9 protein-coding genes are annotated in these 17307 nt (G+C 40.3%); 5 read left to right on the forward strand and 4 right to left on the reverse strand.

All coding sequences use genetic code 11. The annotated features are described in order from the left end of the window. Positions 1–21: 21 nt before the first annotated feature. Positions 22–1710: a RagB/SusD family nutrient uptake outer membrane protein gene (locus DMZ48_RS08940; RefSeq protein WP_143954792.1), complete on the reverse strand. Its 1689-nt coding sequence runs from the start codon at positions 1708–1710 to the stop codon at positions 22–24. Positions 1711–1749: 39 nt separating this feature from the next. Continuing rightward, positions 1750–4692 carry a SusC/RagA family TonB-linked outer membrane protein gene (locus DMZ48_RS08945; RefSeq protein ID WP_143954793.1) on the reverse strand — a complete coding sequence of 981 codons (2943 nt, stop codon included), beginning with the start codon at positions 4690–4692 and terminating at the stop codon, positions 1750–1752. Between the two features lie 154 nt (positions 4693–4846). Here DMZ48_RS08945 and DMZ48_RS08950 point away from each other — a divergent pair, with 154 nt between their 5' ends. After that, complete coding sequence (locus DMZ48_RS08950; RefSeq protein WP_143954794.1) at positions 4847–5992, forward strand: hypothetical protein; 1146 nt, start codon at positions 4847–4849, stop codon at positions 5990–5992. A 1-nt stretch (position 5993) separates the two neighbouring features. Here the strand turns inward: DMZ48_RS08950 and pckA are convergent, their stop codons facing one another. Then, positions 5994–7595, reverse strand: coding sequence for a phosphoenolpyruvate carboxykinase (ATP) (pckA, locus tag DMZ48_RS08955; protein WP_143954795.1), 1602 nt, complete (start codon positions 7593–7595; stop codon positions 5994–5996). A gap of 388 nt (positions 7596–7983) precedes the next feature. Between pckA and DMZ48_RS08960 the strand changes: the two genes are divergently transcribed. Beyond that, complete coding sequence (locus DMZ48_RS08960; protein WP_143954796.1) at positions 7984–10110, forward strand: M28 family peptidase; 2127 nt, start codon at positions 7984–7986, stop codon at positions 10108–10110. Positions 10111–10285: 175 nt separating this feature from the next. After that, positions 10286–11473 (forward strand): sialidase family protein, encoded by a 1188-nt coding sequence (locus DMZ48_RS08965; RefSeq protein ID WP_143954797.1) that lies wholly within the window; start codon positions 10286–10288, stop codon positions 11471–11473. 8 nt (positions 11474–11481) lie between these two features. Here the strand turns inward: DMZ48_RS08965 and DMZ48_RS08970 are convergent, their stop codons facing one another. Next, a complete protein-coding gene (locus tag DMZ48_RS08970) occupies positions 11482–13407 on the reverse strand; it encodes a sigma 54-interacting transcriptional regulator (protein ID WP_143954798.1) in 1926 nt (641 codons plus the stop codon). 418 nt (positions 13408–13825) lie between these two features. Here DMZ48_RS08970 and DMZ48_RS08975 point away from each other — a divergent pair, with 418 nt between their 5' ends. Then, on the forward strand, positions 13826–14647 hold the full coding sequence (locus DMZ48_RS08975; RefSeq protein WP_143954799.1) for an alpha/beta fold hydrolase: 822 nt from the start codon (positions 13826–13828) through the stop codon (positions 14645–14647). 230 nt (positions 14648–14877) lie between these two features. Next, entirely contained in the window at positions 14878–17085 is a 2208-nt protein-coding gene (locus DMZ48_RS08980) for a tetratricopeptide repeat-containing sensor histidine kinase (protein ID WP_162558694.1), read from the forward strand. Positions 17086–17307: the final 222 nt, after the last annotated feature.

Genomic DNA, 17307 nt, shown 5'->3' on the forward strand with positions numbered 1-17307 from the left:
ATATACGATTTGAAATTAAATTTAATATCCTGGATTCTGTTCCATAACTGACCCTGTATTTGAATCAATTACAGATTGAGGAATGGGCCAATATTCATGAAAATCCTTCAAATGAAAATACATATAACGATTATATGTTCTGGATCTTTCTAAAAATTTACCTGTTCTTACCAACGCATGTCTTCTGGCAACCTCACCGAAAAGTTCTCTCGCCCTTTCATCTAATATGAAGTCGATATCTACGGTACCTGAAAATTCAGATGCGTTCGAACGATTTCTTAAAACATTGAGCGTTGCCTTTGCCGCATCAGCTTCTCCATTTCCCAATAATGCTTCTGCATAAACCAGATAGGTTTCGGCTAGCCTCAGATAGATAAAATCATTGTAGGAGTTCACTCCTTTGGGATCAGCGGGGTTTACATAATCCCATTTTTTTGTAAAAGGCCATTCAGCACTGGCACCCCCGGTTCCTTCTTCCTTTTCAGTTTGATAGAATTCATCAGAGAAAGTTGTGGTATGCGTAAACAATAGAGTATCTATCTGTGACGCATTATCCTTATTGGGAAATATGATATAACGGGCAATTGAGTACTGATCAGCCCTTAGGTCCTGATCTTCATATAAATTAAATGCCCAGGCGGTCATGGCAGCTCTTTGCGCTCCCTTACCTCCATTGAATTCATAAACCTTTAATTGATCATCCGTAGAAATGTTATTATTTTTCATATAATTTTTCACCGGGGTTGCATTGCTGTAATAAGAGTAATACTGATCCCTGATTCGGTTGTTGAAATTACCTTCGGGATTTACTGATTCTTCAATATTTAAAAATCCCCATAACGTTTCGGTATTCCCGTCTGTATAGAAAGGTTCCCTGAACATATCTATAAAATGGTTTCCAGGATTGGAGGCATTATTACCAAAACGATTGGTCACCAGTGCATAACCTGAATTCTCAATGACTGTGGCTGCCTCCGCTACAGCCTTACTATATTCACCGGTCGCGCAATACGTCTCTGCAAGATAATGCATGGCCACTGCCTTATTCGCCCTTCCGGGATTGTCATACCGCCAGGGAAGATTCTCTTTGGCAAATATCAGATCTTCAATCATCTGAGCCCTGATCTCTGGAACAGGAGTGCGTACCCAATCGGTTTTGTAGTTAGCACCATCGATTTCATCCAGGCTCAACGGCACATCGCTATAGAGGTAGGTCAAATGTCTGTATGCCCAGGCTCTTAGTAATTTTGCATGAGCAATAATTTCTTTCATTCTTTCTGAATTTTCATCCGTACTAGTACCTTGCCAGTCTACATCAGGATTTTCAGCTCTTGCGATTATTTTATTTACCGAATTGATTTCACGGTATAACCACATAAATATATCTTCTACAGCATCGTTGTCGGGAGACAGATCTGTACTCCAGTTCAACCAGTCTGAATCAGACCCACTGGTGTTCGGGCTCCAGGCAATATCTGTTCCGGCCAGCATATACACCTGTGTTCCAAGAGAAGTATTGGCGGTTGTTGCAAATTCCTCTCGAACCATCGCATACGAAGCATTTAATGCCATTTGAAAACCGTCATAGGTTGAATACAATTGATCTGCATAAATATCATCTCGAGGTTCTTCAGTGAGAAAATCCTCTTCGTCACATGACGAACATATACCAAAAAGTATAAGTATCGTAAAATATTTCAATAATTTCATCTTAGTGTTTTTAATTATTATTTCTATTACAGCACTTGGTTATAAACTGACCTTCAGCCCCATTAAATAACTCTTTGGCATTGGATTTCCCTGATTCGATACATGTTCAGGATCTACACCGATCCAATCGGTCCAGGTATGAACATTCCTTAAATTTATATATACCTGAAGGTTGTCCAACCCTATTTTTTCCAGAAGAGCTTTATCGAAATCATAGCTCAGGGTTATATCCTGCAACCTGACGAAAGTTGCGCTGTCAAAATAATCGGTGTCATATTTATTGGACCCGGGAGTGTTTTTAGGATAGATTGTATTTGTGTTATCTTCTCTCCAATAATCCACGACATCATAGACGTTCTCCAATTGTGGAATGAAATTATTCAGAATCGGATTTCTTCGGTCTATCCCAACGATACTATTCAGGAAGAAACTAAAACTGAAATTCTTATAGGTCATTATATTCGTAAGACCTGCGGTAAAGGAAGGTACTGCACTCCCGATTATTGTCTGATCACTGGTATCCACATCACCATCTCCGTCAACATCCCGATATCGCATATCACCAGGCCGATATCCTTCTTTCATAGTGTCAGGGATGGTTGGATCCTCAAAATCTTCTACCTGCCAGACCCCATCGATCATATAGTCGTAATTTACATTTATCGGCTGGCCGATAAACCATCGGCTGGCCACATCATCAATATAATTACCGTTATCATCCGTCAATCCTACATTTACGATTTCCGTGCGGTATTTTGAAAAAACGAAATTTGTTCTCCATTGAAAATCATTTTTATCAACATTAATCGTATTCAGGGTTATCTCAAGACCGTTGTTACGGGTTTCTCCAACATTTTCTGTGATTTGATCAGTACCATTCAATGCGGGAATCGTTCTATTGAGCAGGAGGTCTGTAGTTTTAGAAAAATAAACGTCAATATTTGCCGAAATTCGATTCTTCCATAAGGAAAAATCAGTCCCGACATTAAACGAACGAGTTGTCTCCCAGCTCAATGCAGGATTACCCAGTTTTTCGGGATAATAGCCTACTGCTGTCTGATGTTCCTCATCAAGATTTGCTTTGGGGTATAAGGGAGCCAGTGAACTGTATGGAGCGATTGCTTCATTTCCATTTTCCCCATAGGAAAGCCTTAATTTAAGCTGGGATATAAAATCAAGACTCCTGGAATTCTCCATAAAGCTTTCGTTGGAAAGGTTCCAGCCTACTGCAAAAGATGGAAAAACCCCGAATTTATTATTTTGTCCAAAACCTGAATAACCGTCTCTTCGTATCGTAAACGTGAGTAAATAACGGTCATCATACGTATAGTTACTTCTGAACATTTGGGAAATATAGTTACGCTGTGAATAATCAGAATTTCCTGATAGAGCATTCGCGTTTGATTGTTGATAATACCCAAGTAGATCGTTTGGGAAGCCTCGGCCGGTGATCGTATTAAACTGATATGAATTTTCCTGAACACTGTAGAGTCCTGTCAGAAAGAGCTTATGCTTACCAAATGTCCGGTTATAGCTCATTATATTCTCTACCACCCAGTCTTTATCGTACTGATAAGAATTGTAAAGCTCACCATTCACTCTATTACCTGTTCTGGTGTCCATACCATAATACCGTTCATATTGTCGATGACTATAGTTATAGCCAACATTTAATCGATACGACAGTCCTTCGATGAATGGGATTTTAATATCAAAAAAATTGTTTGTGATGATCCGCCAGGTATCATTATTATTCTTTGCATTGGTATCAGCCATAGGATTAGCTGCCCAAAAAGCATCTTCCCAGGAATCCAGCGTGTATGAACCATCTTCATTATAAGCATCACCCAGCGGATTAGAATTAAAGGCTTTATCTACATCGGCAGCAATACCGTCGCGATCGTAGAACCCGATCTGGGTAGTGGTTCCGAATGTGATCCAATCGGTAATCTTTGTTTCGACATTGGTCCTCAGACTTATTCTTTTAAAACTATCTCCAACAACAATTCCTTTATTATCGTTTATACCGGCAGATATATAATAACTCGATCTTTCGGAAGCACCACGTATCGAAAAATTGTGCTGTACAGAAGATCCTGTCCGCGTTGCGATATCCATCCAGTCTGTGGTATGTCCGTTGTCATAATTCTTCTGTTCGATATTGGTGAGTGGTTCTCCATATTCCACTTTTGCATCGCCAAAACGCTGACCATCCATCATTTTAGGATAGTACCCAACGGCATCCAACCGGTAAAAGGTATCATACGTAATCACAGGCTTACCTGTTTTTCCTTTTTTGGTGGTAATTAAAATAACACCATTGGCTCCTCTCGATCCATAAATTGCCGTAGAGGAAGCATCTTTCAACACATCCATCGATTGAATATCAACCGGGTTAATTTCCGAGAGATTTCCGTAATAAGGAATTCCATCGAGAATAATAAGCGGAGAATTAGAGGCTGAAATAGAATTTTGTCCCCTGATCTGAATTGTGGTACCAGAGCCTTCCGCATCACTTGAGTTTGCGCGAATATTCAACCCAGATATCTGACCTTGTAAAGCATCGGCAGCATTCGTTTTAGGGAAACGCTCCAGTTGTTCTGCATTTATGGAAGAAACTGCTCCGGTCAGATCACTTTTTTTCATCTGACCATAACCCACGACAACTACCTCATCTAGTAATTCCTGATTCTCTTCCAAGCTGATGTTAATGGTACTTTGGTTTCCCACGGTTACTTCCTGAGATTCAAATCCGATATAACTAAAAATCAGCACTGCATTTTCAGAGGAAACGATCAGGGAGTAATTCCCATCAAAATCGGAGGTGGTGCCATTGCCAGTTCCAGCTTCCATTATGGTAACACCTGGTAGCGGAACCTTGGAAGCATCAGATATTTTACCCGTAACGTTTATTTGAGCAAACATTACCTGAGTAATAAAAAATGTAATCACAAGAATTACTTTCTTTAAGTCAGCTTTCATTCTAAGTAGTTTTTAAAGTTGTTTTTATACATTTACAAACCAAAAAGATAAATCATCAATTTTTTGCCGTAAATTTTGACAATTATATAATTTATAATCATAATTGTTATCATTTTAATTATTTTTATCAATTTTTACCAATTTTTAGTAAACCATGAATGACCAGACCAACCTTCACCAGGCCTTCATATCGAAACTTGAAAAACACTACGGTACGTTTAGCCCGGAAAACAACCGATTTCAGTCTACCAGTAATTCAAAAATTGCCAGAGATCTGTTTTACAGCGATTCTCAATTCTCCAGACTGATTAACAATACGGCATCCGAAGGTGAATTACAGAGGGCGGTATCTAATGTGGAACGATTATTAAGGGTCAACGAACTTCAGCGTAAAATTGATCGGTTAGACGGTACGAAATCGATATATCAAACTTCTAAATGGAAATATGCTACTTTGATAACCCTGGTCATAATCATTATTTCATCTTCTGCCTTCTTTCTTCTACGGGGAAATAATAGTATCGACCAGATGCATCCGGCTAACCCCTCCAGATATGAAATGTTAAGATGGAGTTTTGAAAATAATTACATCAGACCCTATATCACTTTGAAAGAATTGCCAGATGATTGTAATTATCCCTGCTATAAATATCAGGGAAAATGGGAACTCGAAAAAGAATATAAAATTCCGTTTTTCCGTGAAAGAAATGGATTTCACTATGTAGCCAAACAGGCAACGATGTATGCCACCAGTACTGATAAAAGCGGATTACAGGGTAACATTTTTGAAGGGTATGAGTATCAGAAGCATGAGATTTGGTATGACAAAAGAGAATATCCCATTGATTCCTTTTTAGTAAAAGGTTCTAAATCTAAAGTAAGGCCGGAATATAACGAGTCAGCATTGGAACTGAATCCGAATTTTGTGAAATTGGCCTATGTACATACCTTTTTCAAAACCGAATTTACGATCGACTCCACAAGGATAAAACGAACTGGAAAAACCATCGGACGTGATATCGAATTCCTTGCAGAATCGGAAATTATTCCAAAATTGGATGCGAAAGACCTTCTTAAGGAACTTAAAGGTGAAATAAATGCCATTGCAAGAAACCGGCTTGAAGATTTCTCAAAGCCGGTTATGTGTAATCCATCAGTAGCACCTAAGGAAGATTTTCATCTGGTGGAAGAAGGAGATATGCTGAGTTTTGACTGTCAGTTCAGAACGGGAAGATTTCTGGTTGATTATACAAAGAATTATGTTCTAAAGGATCAGTACATAAATAACTATTGCCGGTAAATTAAAGTTCCGGTCCGGCTTGGTAAATCGCCTCATCGACGACACCTTTAAACTTTCTGAAGTTCTTATGAAATTCCTGTGCCAAATTCCGTGCTACCCGGTAGTATTCCTCTATATTATTCCAACTGTGGCACGGATTCATAATATTTTCAGGTATATCATTGCATGAAAGTGGCATCGACAATTTAAAAACCGGATGTATTCTGTAATTCTCTTCTGTTAATTCATCCATGTCACCATCGAGTACCGCATTGATCATCGCCCGGGTGTATTTTAAAGGAATCCGTTTGCCGACACCATACACTCCACCCGTCCAGCCAGTATTAACAAGCCATACCTTTACCTGGTTTTGACATAATTTATCTTGTAACATCGCCGCATACTTTACCGGATTCAACGGTAAAAAAGGCGCTCCGAAACAGGCTGAAAAGGAAGGTTGAGGCTCCGTAATACCGCATTCAGTACCAGCAACTTTGGCGGTATAGCCAGAAATAAAGTAATAAGCAGCCTGATTCAAGTTCAATCTGGACAGTGGAGGCAATACCCCGAATGCATCTGCTGTTAGAAAAAATACATTTTTCGGATTTCCACCTATCGATGGAAATTGCACTTTCTTCAAAAAATTAATCGGATAACTTACTCGTGTATTTTGTGTAATGGAAGTATCCTTATAATCAATCTCATCTTTAACATCTGTCATCACATTCTCCAATAAGGCTCCCTTTCTAACTGCATTGAATATTTCAGGTTCATTTTCAGCCGAAAGATTGATCACCTTTGCGTAACATCCTCCCTCAAAATTGAATACGCCAGCATCCGACCAACCATGCTCATCATCTCCTATAATTTTACGATTCGCCACTGAAGAAAGTGTTGTCTTACCAGTACCTGATAATCCGAAGAATAGTGCGGTATCCCCAAATTCACCAATATTTGCCGAGCAATGCATGGGTAAGACCTGGTGGTTCAGTGGTAGCAAAAGATTCAGAACCGAGAATATGGCCTTTTTAATCTCACCGGTATAACCGGTACCTCCTATTACTATTATCTTTTCCTTTATATTAATAATAGTGAAGTTCGCCGCCCTTATATTGTGAACGTTCGGATCTGCTTTAAATCCCGGGGCATTAATAACCGTCCAATCAGGCATGAATGCTTCCAATTCTTCAAATTTTGGCCTTAAAAACATATTATAAACAAATAGATTTGACCAGGGTAATTCATTAATTACCCGGATAGGCATGCGAAACCGATCGTCAGCACAAGCATAACAATCCCTAACATATAAAGTTCCCTTCAGGTAAGCGGTAACGTCTTTATATAATAGAGAAAATTCATCGCTGCTAACAGAAATATTAATCGCTCCCCAGTTGACCTTATCCCGTGTAAAATCATCTAAAACGATATACCGATCCTTTGGCGATCTACCTGTGAATTCACCGGTATTTATCATGAGAACCCCTTCCCGCGATTCTTTTCCCATTCCGGATTTTGTAACCATTTTCTGAAGTTGCTCCGGTGGCAATTGATAGTGAATTTTATCCGCATCTATACCTATTTTATCCTTCAGGAATGATGATATTGGATTCATCTCTTTTAGCATATGCTAGTAGTTTAGTAGTTTATCAAAAACAATTTTAGCTACTAAAATTCTAATAAATAGCGGTTTACTGATTTTTATTGGCTTTTATTGATCTTTATTGAATTACTATGAAAATCAATAACATCATCATTGGAAAAGAACGAAGCTTCCGTCTGATTAAGGGTTATGGATGATATAAGAAGTATATTCACATATAGAAAGGAAGTCAGAAAAAAATTAAAATGTGCATCAGGAATACTATAAAATGGTTTTATACATTTGTTAAAGATCAGATCAAAAGCATACTAATTCAACGTTCACTGTTTGTGAAACTACGGTTGCATTCAGCAAAAAGTACTGAATCACGGGTATTGTCGCAGCACAGTGATATCGACCACCTAACAATACTATGAAACAAAAAACACCTTGGGGTCTTGCCCTTAACACCGCTGTTATTGCCTTCGCAGGATTACTGCAGAGCCAATACGCTAATGCGCAGGAAATGACGGGCTATTCGCCTTCAGCTATAGCCGCTCAGGAAAATCTGGAAACCACATTTTTGAATACCGTTGATTTCCCACAATACCGCGAACATCTCAGCCAGCTTACCAAACAACCGCATATTGCAGGGACCCCTGCCAATGAAAAGGTTGCAGATTACATTGCTCAGATTATGGGGAATGCGGGGATGGATGTGAAGCGTTATCCCTATGACATCTATATGGCACCGGAAGCCGGAACTTCGCTGGTGGAGCTGGTCACCCCGATCAGGTTACCGCTCAATCAGCAGGAAAATATTCTCCCTGAAGATCCGTTTTCCGAGGATCCGACCCTGCTGAAGGGATGGAACGCCTATTCCGGAAGCGGTGATGTAACTGCGGAGGTTGTATATGCCAATTACGGTACCAAAGAAGACTTTGAGAAATTGGCAGAAATGGGCATCGATGTTAAAGGTAAGATCGTACTGGCACGTTATGGAGGGAACTTCCGGGGGTACAAAGCCAAATTCGCTGAAAAATATGGAGCCTCAGGACTGATCATTTTTACCGATCCCGGAGATAGTGGTTATATGAAAGGACTCACCTATCCGGAAGGAGTGTATTATAATGAGAGTGCTATTCAACGTGGGTCTCTTCTCACGGTAGATTATACCGGAGATCCCCTTACCCCGTTTGAACCCGCACTTCCTCTTGATGGAAAGAAAAAGGTGAAACGCCTCGATCCCGCTAAAACCGACTTACACACCATACCGGTACTACCGTTACCCTATGGTTCGGCAAGAGAGATCATCAGCCGAATGAACGGACAGGTGGTTCCAAAAGGCTGGCAAGGAGGCTTGCCCTACACCTATCGTCTGGATGGGGGGAGTGAACTAAAGATCCGTTTAAAAGTGGACCAGAAAAAGGATTTTGTAAGGGTGAACAATATTGTGGGTACCTTTAAAGGGAGTACCTATCCTGATGAATGGATCATTTTGGGATGTCACTATGACGCATGGGCATTTGGTGCTACCGATCCGAACAGCGGGACAGCTATGCTGCTTTCTCTGAGTGAAGCCCTGGGAGAATTGGAAAAGAAAGGATTTTCTCCGAAAAGATCCATCCTGATAGCCCATTGGGATGCTGAGGAACACGGGGTTATCGGTTCTTCAGAATGGGTTGAACAGATGAAGGATGAATTAGGAGCCAAGGCCGTTGCCTATATGAATTTTGACGGAGGGGTTTCCGGCAAGAACTTTGGGGGCTCTTCCTCTCCCAGCTTAAAGAATATCATGACCGAAATGGCTAAAAAAGTGGATTATCCCTATACCGACAAATCGCTTTTTGATCAATGGAAAGGCGATAAAGAACAACCGAATATCGGGAATCTGGGCGGAGGTTCAGACCATATCGGTTTCTATATGCATGTGGGGGTGCCATCGCTGAGCGGTGGTTCGGGTGGTCCTACCCTCTATCATACCAATTACGACGATTTTCATTTTTATGAAACCTATGTAGATCCCGAATTTAAAATGGGCGGAACGATTGAACAATGGGCAGGATTAATGGCCCTGCGCATGGCAAATGCTGATGTGATACCGTATGATGTAAAGCGCTATGCGACTGATCTGAAAGACCATTTCGACAATGCCTTGAAAAAGGTAAAAACCATTCAAAGTGATTTCAACGGATTTACCAAAGTGGATGCAGCTATGGAAGTTCTGGAAAAGAATGCTTCATTGCTGGAGGACAAACTTTCTGCAAGTATCCGAAATGGTTCCTTATCTAAAAAAGAAATAAAAAGCATCAATAAACAACTTATTGCCCTTGAAAAGAGTTTTATCGACGAGAAGGGAATGTATTACGGTTCCTGGTACAGATCGTTATATGCTTCGACGGATCCTTTCAGTGGTTATGCTTCCTGGATTCTTCCCGGTATTGAATACGAAGTATCGCTCGGTTCCACCGATCGCATGGAAGAATGGGATCAGCGTTATGCAGCTGCCATAGAATCCCTTGCCGGTAAAATACTCGCTTTGGCACAAAGTCTGTCCTGATATTAAATTCAATATTGAAGGCATTAAAAAAGCACCGGGTATCTTAGTGGCCGGTGCTTTTTTGCATTTAGGAGCTCCGAACAAAAAATCAGGTATATTATGGAATTCCCTTCCCCCTGATTGAAAAGCAACCCACAAGAATTTAGTATTTTAACGGTCTTAAATTATCAAATCCATGCCTGTCGGACTCATTGTTACACTTAAAAAGATCCTGCTCGTACTCGCTGTTTTTAAGGGTATTAGTGCCTATTCCCAATTCGATAGCATTCCCTTTACGGTAAGTATTAATTTTGATCTGAAACAATCCGAAACCCTGGGGCTTTCGAAAATACAGTCCGCGGAAACAATTACGATTTTCAGACCCGAACCTGACGAAAACACCTATAATCATGGTGTTGTTCTTTTTCCTTTTAAAGATAAGCTCTATGCGCAATGGCAATGTTCCTCAAAAGATGAAGACGAACAGGATACTCATGTTGTTTATTCGGTAAGTGTTGATGGAAAAAAATGGAGCATTCCCAAAGCGTTATCGCCTTCATATCCCAACAGGATCACAACCTCCGGTGGCTGGTGGAGTGACGGAACACAACTTGTCGCCTACCTCAATGTATGGCCCGATTCGATCAGTCCGAAAGGAGGATATACCGAATACATGATCTCTAAAGATGGAACATCATGGTCATCCCCTGAATCTGTGCTTGATCGTGAAGGGGACCCCATAGAAGGTATTATCGAACAAGACCTCCGGCTTTTGGAGGATGGAAGGATCCTAACTGCATTTCACCTACAGCCCGGATTACATATCACCCCCTTTTATACGGATGATCCATCCGGAATAAGCGGTTGGACTCCCGGAGTGATGCCATTAAATCCTTCTGGAACTGCTATGAGCAGAGAAATCGAGCCATCCTGGTTCTTCCGGAAAGATACATCACTGGTCATGGTATTCAGAGACCAGAACAGCACCTTTAAAAAATTAGCTTCCATCAGTTTTGATCAGGGTGCTCATTGGACGCTCCCGGTAATGGTGGACACGCCAGATTCCAGAGCCAAACAAAGTGCTGGAAATCTTCCGGACGGAATCGCCTTTATGGTAAATAATCCTACCGGAAATAAGAATCGGTTTCCACTGGTGATCACCCTGAGTAAAGATGGATATCATTTCGATAAAGCCTTTCTGCTCCGGGATGGTAAAGAAGACCTTCAACCCATGAGACATGAAGGAAAATACAAACGACCAGGTTATAGTTATCCCAAATCTGTTATTTGGAATGATTTCCTCTATGTGGCCTACGCCACGAATAAGGAAGATGTTGAAGTTACCCGTATCCCCCTTAAAGTTCTCTCACAGCTTTACCGCTAGTGAATCTCCTACCCTTCCTCTCTCCCCGAATAGATCTCTTCCTTCCGAATTCCCAGCTTCTTGATCTTGGAGTTTAAAGTAGAGGTAGGAATCTTTAATATCTCCGCGGCGCCACCTGCACCGAAAATTTTGCCATGACAATTTTTAAGGACAGATAAGATATACTCCCGTTCAACCTCCTTAAGGGCCTTGAAACTATCAGGTGAAAAACCGGAGTCAGACCCGGTGATACCAATTTCAGGAAATTTCACATCCTCGATGATACCATTACGACTTAACAGTATACTTCTTTCTATGGTATGTTCGAGTTCCCGAATATTTCCCGGCCAGCTATAAGCCTTAAATTTTTTCATCGCGTGGTCCGATACCCGAACCGATCTTTGTAAAGAAGCCTTGAACTTATCGATAAAATGATATACTAATAATTCAATATCCTCTTTTCGCTCCCTTAAAGGAGGCAGGTCGATAGGATATACATAAAGACGATAATACAGATCAAGTCTGAACCGGCCTGCAGCCACCTCTTCTTCCAGGTTCTTATTGGTAGCTGCGATCACGCGTACATCGGTCTTGATCGGAGTGTTGTTTCCGATTCGCTCAAATTCACGTTCCTGTAATACCCGTAATAACTTTACCTGCATCTCGAGTGGCATCTCCCCTATTTCATCCAGGAAGATGGTCCCCTGATCTGCTTGTTCAAATTTACCAATGCTACGATTGGTTGCTCCTGTGAAACTTCCCTTTTCATGTCCAAAAAGAATTGATTCTACCAGATTTTCAGGAAACGTTGCACAATTCACAGTTATGAAGGGTTTATTACCGCGGGAGGAATTGGCATGTATGCTTGAAGCCACCAATTCTTTACCGGTACCACTCTCTCCCAGGATCAATACAGAAGTGTTCATGGGAGCTACATTTCTGATAAGGTCAAAAACTCTTAATAAGGATGGACTTTTTCCAACCATTTTATCAAACACAACTTCATCCTCCGAAATTACCCGGCTTTCGTTCATTGTTATCTGTGTATCGAAAGAATAGTGCTTGGTGATTGGTCTCGTATCCTCAAGAAGGATCTTATTAATGATTTCCTGAAGGTCGATCAAAATATTCAGGAATTCCGCTGAGAATGCTTCATTCAACCTGCTGTAAAAATAAACACACCCTACTGGCGATTGGTCTGTTAGTAAGGGTAGTATCATTACTGATCTCAACCGGAAATGATCGATCATTACACTATGTACCGATCCATCATTTCCTATTGCAAGTATTTTATGATCATCAAGAATTTGAGGTGCTTTCGGAAGTATCCTATCCGCTTCATTTGTAAAACTGACCTTTGTAATATTTCTGATCTCCGAAATTCCCAGTTTTTGATATTCGTTGAACCCTATTCGCAGATATCCTGTTGAATCGCCCTTTGAAAAGGTATCTATATAGCAAAAGTCAAAAGGTATTACCGATTGAAAAGCTCTGACGACAGACATTTGATCCCTATCTGAGGATGCGACCAACTTTTGAAGCCGGTCCTCAAGAGAACGATATTGCCCGGCCCAATATTCGAGGCTGTGTTGATGGTGATAGAAAGCGATCTCCAGCGTAACCAACACATCCTTTTCACGAAAAGGTTTTACGATAAAACCATTCGGCCGGGTAGACTTGGCTTCTTCCAGAATGGTGCGATTGGAATTTGCCGAGATGTAGATAAAGGGTATGAATTTTTCATTTAATTCTCTGGCAAGATCGATCCCGTTCAGTTTGCCATGAAGGGATATGTCCAATAACACCATATCAGGCCTTGAATCTTCGATAAGATCTCTGGCTGATCTGACAGATCCTGCAATACCAGTAACTATATATCCCGCTTTCTTTAAGATCAATGACAGGTCATTTGCTACAATGAATTCATCTTCGACTATTAGTAATTTCTTTTTCATAAACGGGTTTATTGGCTGTCTGGTCTGAGATCCTGCTATTAAAATTAAGCTAATTTTAAAAACAAGGCTCATTCACTCAGAAAATATATCGGAGTATACTATGCTATAACAAAAAATCAGCCGTCATTAAAAATCACTGAATATCAGGCCTTATTTACATTTTTTTCCGTATCATGAACAGGAATTGAACTAAAATAGTCGATAATTAACGATATATCGCTAATTAAAAGTACTCCTAAACACCTTCTCCCCTAAAATTCACCGACATTCCTGTAATGGCATGTTTATGGCATGCATTGATCACAGAACATTCAATATGATCGCGAAATATAAGTATTACTCTTTCTTAAGATCTTAAGCAGGAAAAAATAGCTTATAAGACCACATATATCAAAACAGGAACTTTAAAATAATCAATATGAAAAAGCTAAAATTAAAAGACGGGGTTGAGATCTTCTATAAAGACTGGGGGTCCGGACAGCCCCTGGTATTTCACCATGGATGGCCTTTAAGCAGTGATGACTGGGATGCTCAAATGATGTTCTTTCTTGAACAAGGGTATCGGGTCATCGCACATGATCGTCGCGGACATGGTCGTTCGAGTCAAACGTATTCCGGAAATGAAATGGACACCTATGCCGCAGACGTGGCTGCTTTGGTAGAAGCACTTGATCTTAAAGATGCAATCCACATCGGACATTCTACCGGAGGTGGTGAGGTCATACGATATGTAGCTAAATATGGCAAAGGTCGGGCAGCAAAAGCAGTACTGATTGGGGCTGTTCCGCCGGTAATGGTAAAAAGCGATAAAAATCCTGAAGGTGTTCCCATCTCAGTTTTTGATGAAATCCGCCTGAATACCGCAACCAAACGCTCTCAGTTCTATCAGGATATCACGTTACCCTTCTACGGGTATAATCGGGAAGGTGCTGAAATCTCTCAGGGAGTACGCGATAATTGGTGGCGTCAGGGGATGATGGGTGGTATTAAACCTCAATATGATTGTATAAAAGCCTTTTCAGAAACCGATTTTACAGAAGATCTTAAAAGTGTGGATATACCCGTGTTGCTAATGCATGGTGAGGATGACCAGATCGTACCCTTTGAAACCTCCGCTAAAATAGGAATCACGCTGCTTAAAAAAGGTACACTGATATCCTATCCCGGTTTCCCGCATGGAATGCCAACTACTGAGGCAGCTACAATCAATAAAGATCTGCTCGATTTTATAAGATCCTGAATAATCTAATGATACTTACATTTAGTTTATCGATCAATTTTCCGAAAGCTCATCGAACGGATGAGCTTTTATTTTATCCCGCTGTTCCATACTAAGAACAGCCACCAATAACCTGAATGAAGAATGCAATTGCAACTGTTCATTATTTGAGGTACATTTAATTCATTTCTATTCCTATGTGGCAGGCTCAATTCAAAATATTCGGACTATTAATCTTAATTTTTCAGGGGATGTATGCTGTACCCGGAAGTTCAACCGATGCCGCACCCACATTCTCTGACAGGAGCCTTTCACAGGAATCTGACAGTCTTTCTTCCATAAACTATTATCTCAACAAAGGAGAGCAAGATCTGAAAAGAATATTTACCGAAAATGAAGCGGTAGAAAGTGCACGATTTAGTTTCGAAAAGGCAATTCTTTTAAGCTCTAAAAAGAATGATCTACCGGCATTGGCCGAGAGTTATATCGGACTTGGAACTATATATATATTTGAAAATGATCTTGACAAAGGAATTTATTATTTCCAGGAAGCCGTCACCATAAATGACAGTATAGGCAACAGAGAGGCGATCGCCGACACATGGTATCAACTGGGAAAAGTGATCTTTATTCATCATCCCGGAAATAAAACCATATATTCCTATGTCGACCAATATTATCAGAAAGCGATTGTTATATACAGAGAAGAAGGTTTAAAACTCAAGGAGACGCACGTTTTAAAAGATATAGGAGATCTTCTGCTCAACCGGGGTCGTCTTTCAGAGGCCAGTCGTGTGTTGGAAAATGTATTAAATCGCTATGATTCCCTGCAATATCAGCCGGTGGATAAAGTGTATTATCTGCTCGCCGTTACAAACCGGTTGAATGGCGATCTGGATAAGGCATTGGAATATGCACTAAAAACTAAAGATATCGCTGAAAATACCGAGAACTTGCCCAGTGCCTCCCTTTATTACAGCGTGATCGGCGATATTTATCGTGAAATCGGGAACCACGAAGAAAGTATCCAATGGTATAAAAGAGCGATCTATGAATGGGAAATTAACAATAGCAGACAGGAAAGCAGTATCTATCGCTATATCAATTATCTGACCAAGGAAATGATCGCGGTTTCCCGGGCGAAAGATGCTATGATTTTGATCAGGGACTTTGAAAGTAAATACCCGCCTGCAGCTATGCAGCAAAAGATCTTTTTGCTGCAGGCTAAGGCTTATGTTCACTGTGCCCTAAAGGAATTTGGAAAAGCAGAGGATCAGTTTAAACTGGTACTTGAACTTTATGATAGTATTGGTTCTGCAACCTATCAAATACTCATTTCCGAAGCGAATCTCGAGATGGGAAACTTTTATCTGGATCAAAATAGATTTCAGGATGCGAGATACTATCTTACAAAGGCTTTGAATTTTCCGGAAGGGATCATCGCCCTTGCCCGGGAAAAAGATCTTTATCATCTCCTGTTCAAAACCGATTCTGCAATGGGAAACTATCCGGATGCACTCCACAGTTACCAAAAGTATAAAGAGCTTAGCGATCGGGTTTTCAATGAAAAAATGAGTCAGCAGATCGCTGAAATGCAGGTTAAATATGAGTCTGAACGCAAAGAAAATCAGATCCATATTTTGCAAAAAGAGAAAAAAACTCAGGAAGCCAGGTTAAAGCAGGTAAATATTTCGAAGAACTTTACGCTGGGCACTTTGTTTCTTTTTGGGATCATACTGTTATTGCTTTGGCACCAGTATTCCAACAAGCAAAAAAATAATAGAATCCTGCTCAGTCAGAAAAATGAGATCGATCAAAAGAATATCACGCTTCAAAATATGGTGAATGATAAGGAATGGTTATTAAAGGAAGTTCATCACCGCGTAAAGAACAACCTTCAAATGGTCATGAGTCTCTTGAATACCCAATCGAATTATATCAGAAATGAAGAAGCGCTCACTGCTATCCGTAATAGTCAGCAACGTTTATATACCATATCCCTGATCCATCAGCGTCTGTATAACACGAATAATGTGAATACTATCGACATGCAGGTTTATATCAATGATCTGGTCGGCTATTTACGGGATAGTTTCGATAGCACGCATTCCATTACTTTCAATTATAAAACCGATCCTATAAATTTTACGCAAGCCCTTGCGGTTCCGATAGGACTCATTCTCAATGAGGCGATCACCAATTCGATTAAACATGCCTTTCCAAAAAATTATAAGGGTGTGATCGATATACAGCTAACCAAGACAACGAAATCATGTTATCTGCTTGTAATCAGTGACAATGGTATTGGATTTAAAGAAGAGAACGACTATTTAGAGTCTGATTCACTCGGAATGAATCTGATAAAAGGACTGAGCGATCAAATACAGGGAACGCTTACCGTCAACAATGAAAACGGCGTTCATCTAAGGATCGAATTCTGTGCGCCGGAAATGACCTGAAAAAACATGGATAATAAGGGTTAAAATTCATTCCTGAAAATCAAACCACTTCTTTATAACTCCTACAATAAATCCGGTGAAATCTTCATTTTTTGGTTCTTCAATAGTCGCCGATTTACGAAATAACACCACCTAAAAAACTTCATTTACGCTAAAAGACCCTGATATAACGGATTTTTAGTCTTTGGCATCGGTCTTGAATCCATCCTGACACACATTTGT

The sequence above is a fragment of the Robertkochia solimangrovi genome, from assembly GCF_007279655.1.
Lineage (GTDB): Bacteria > Bacteroidota > Bacteroidia > Flavobacteriales > Flavobacteriaceae > Robertkochia > Robertkochia solimangrovi.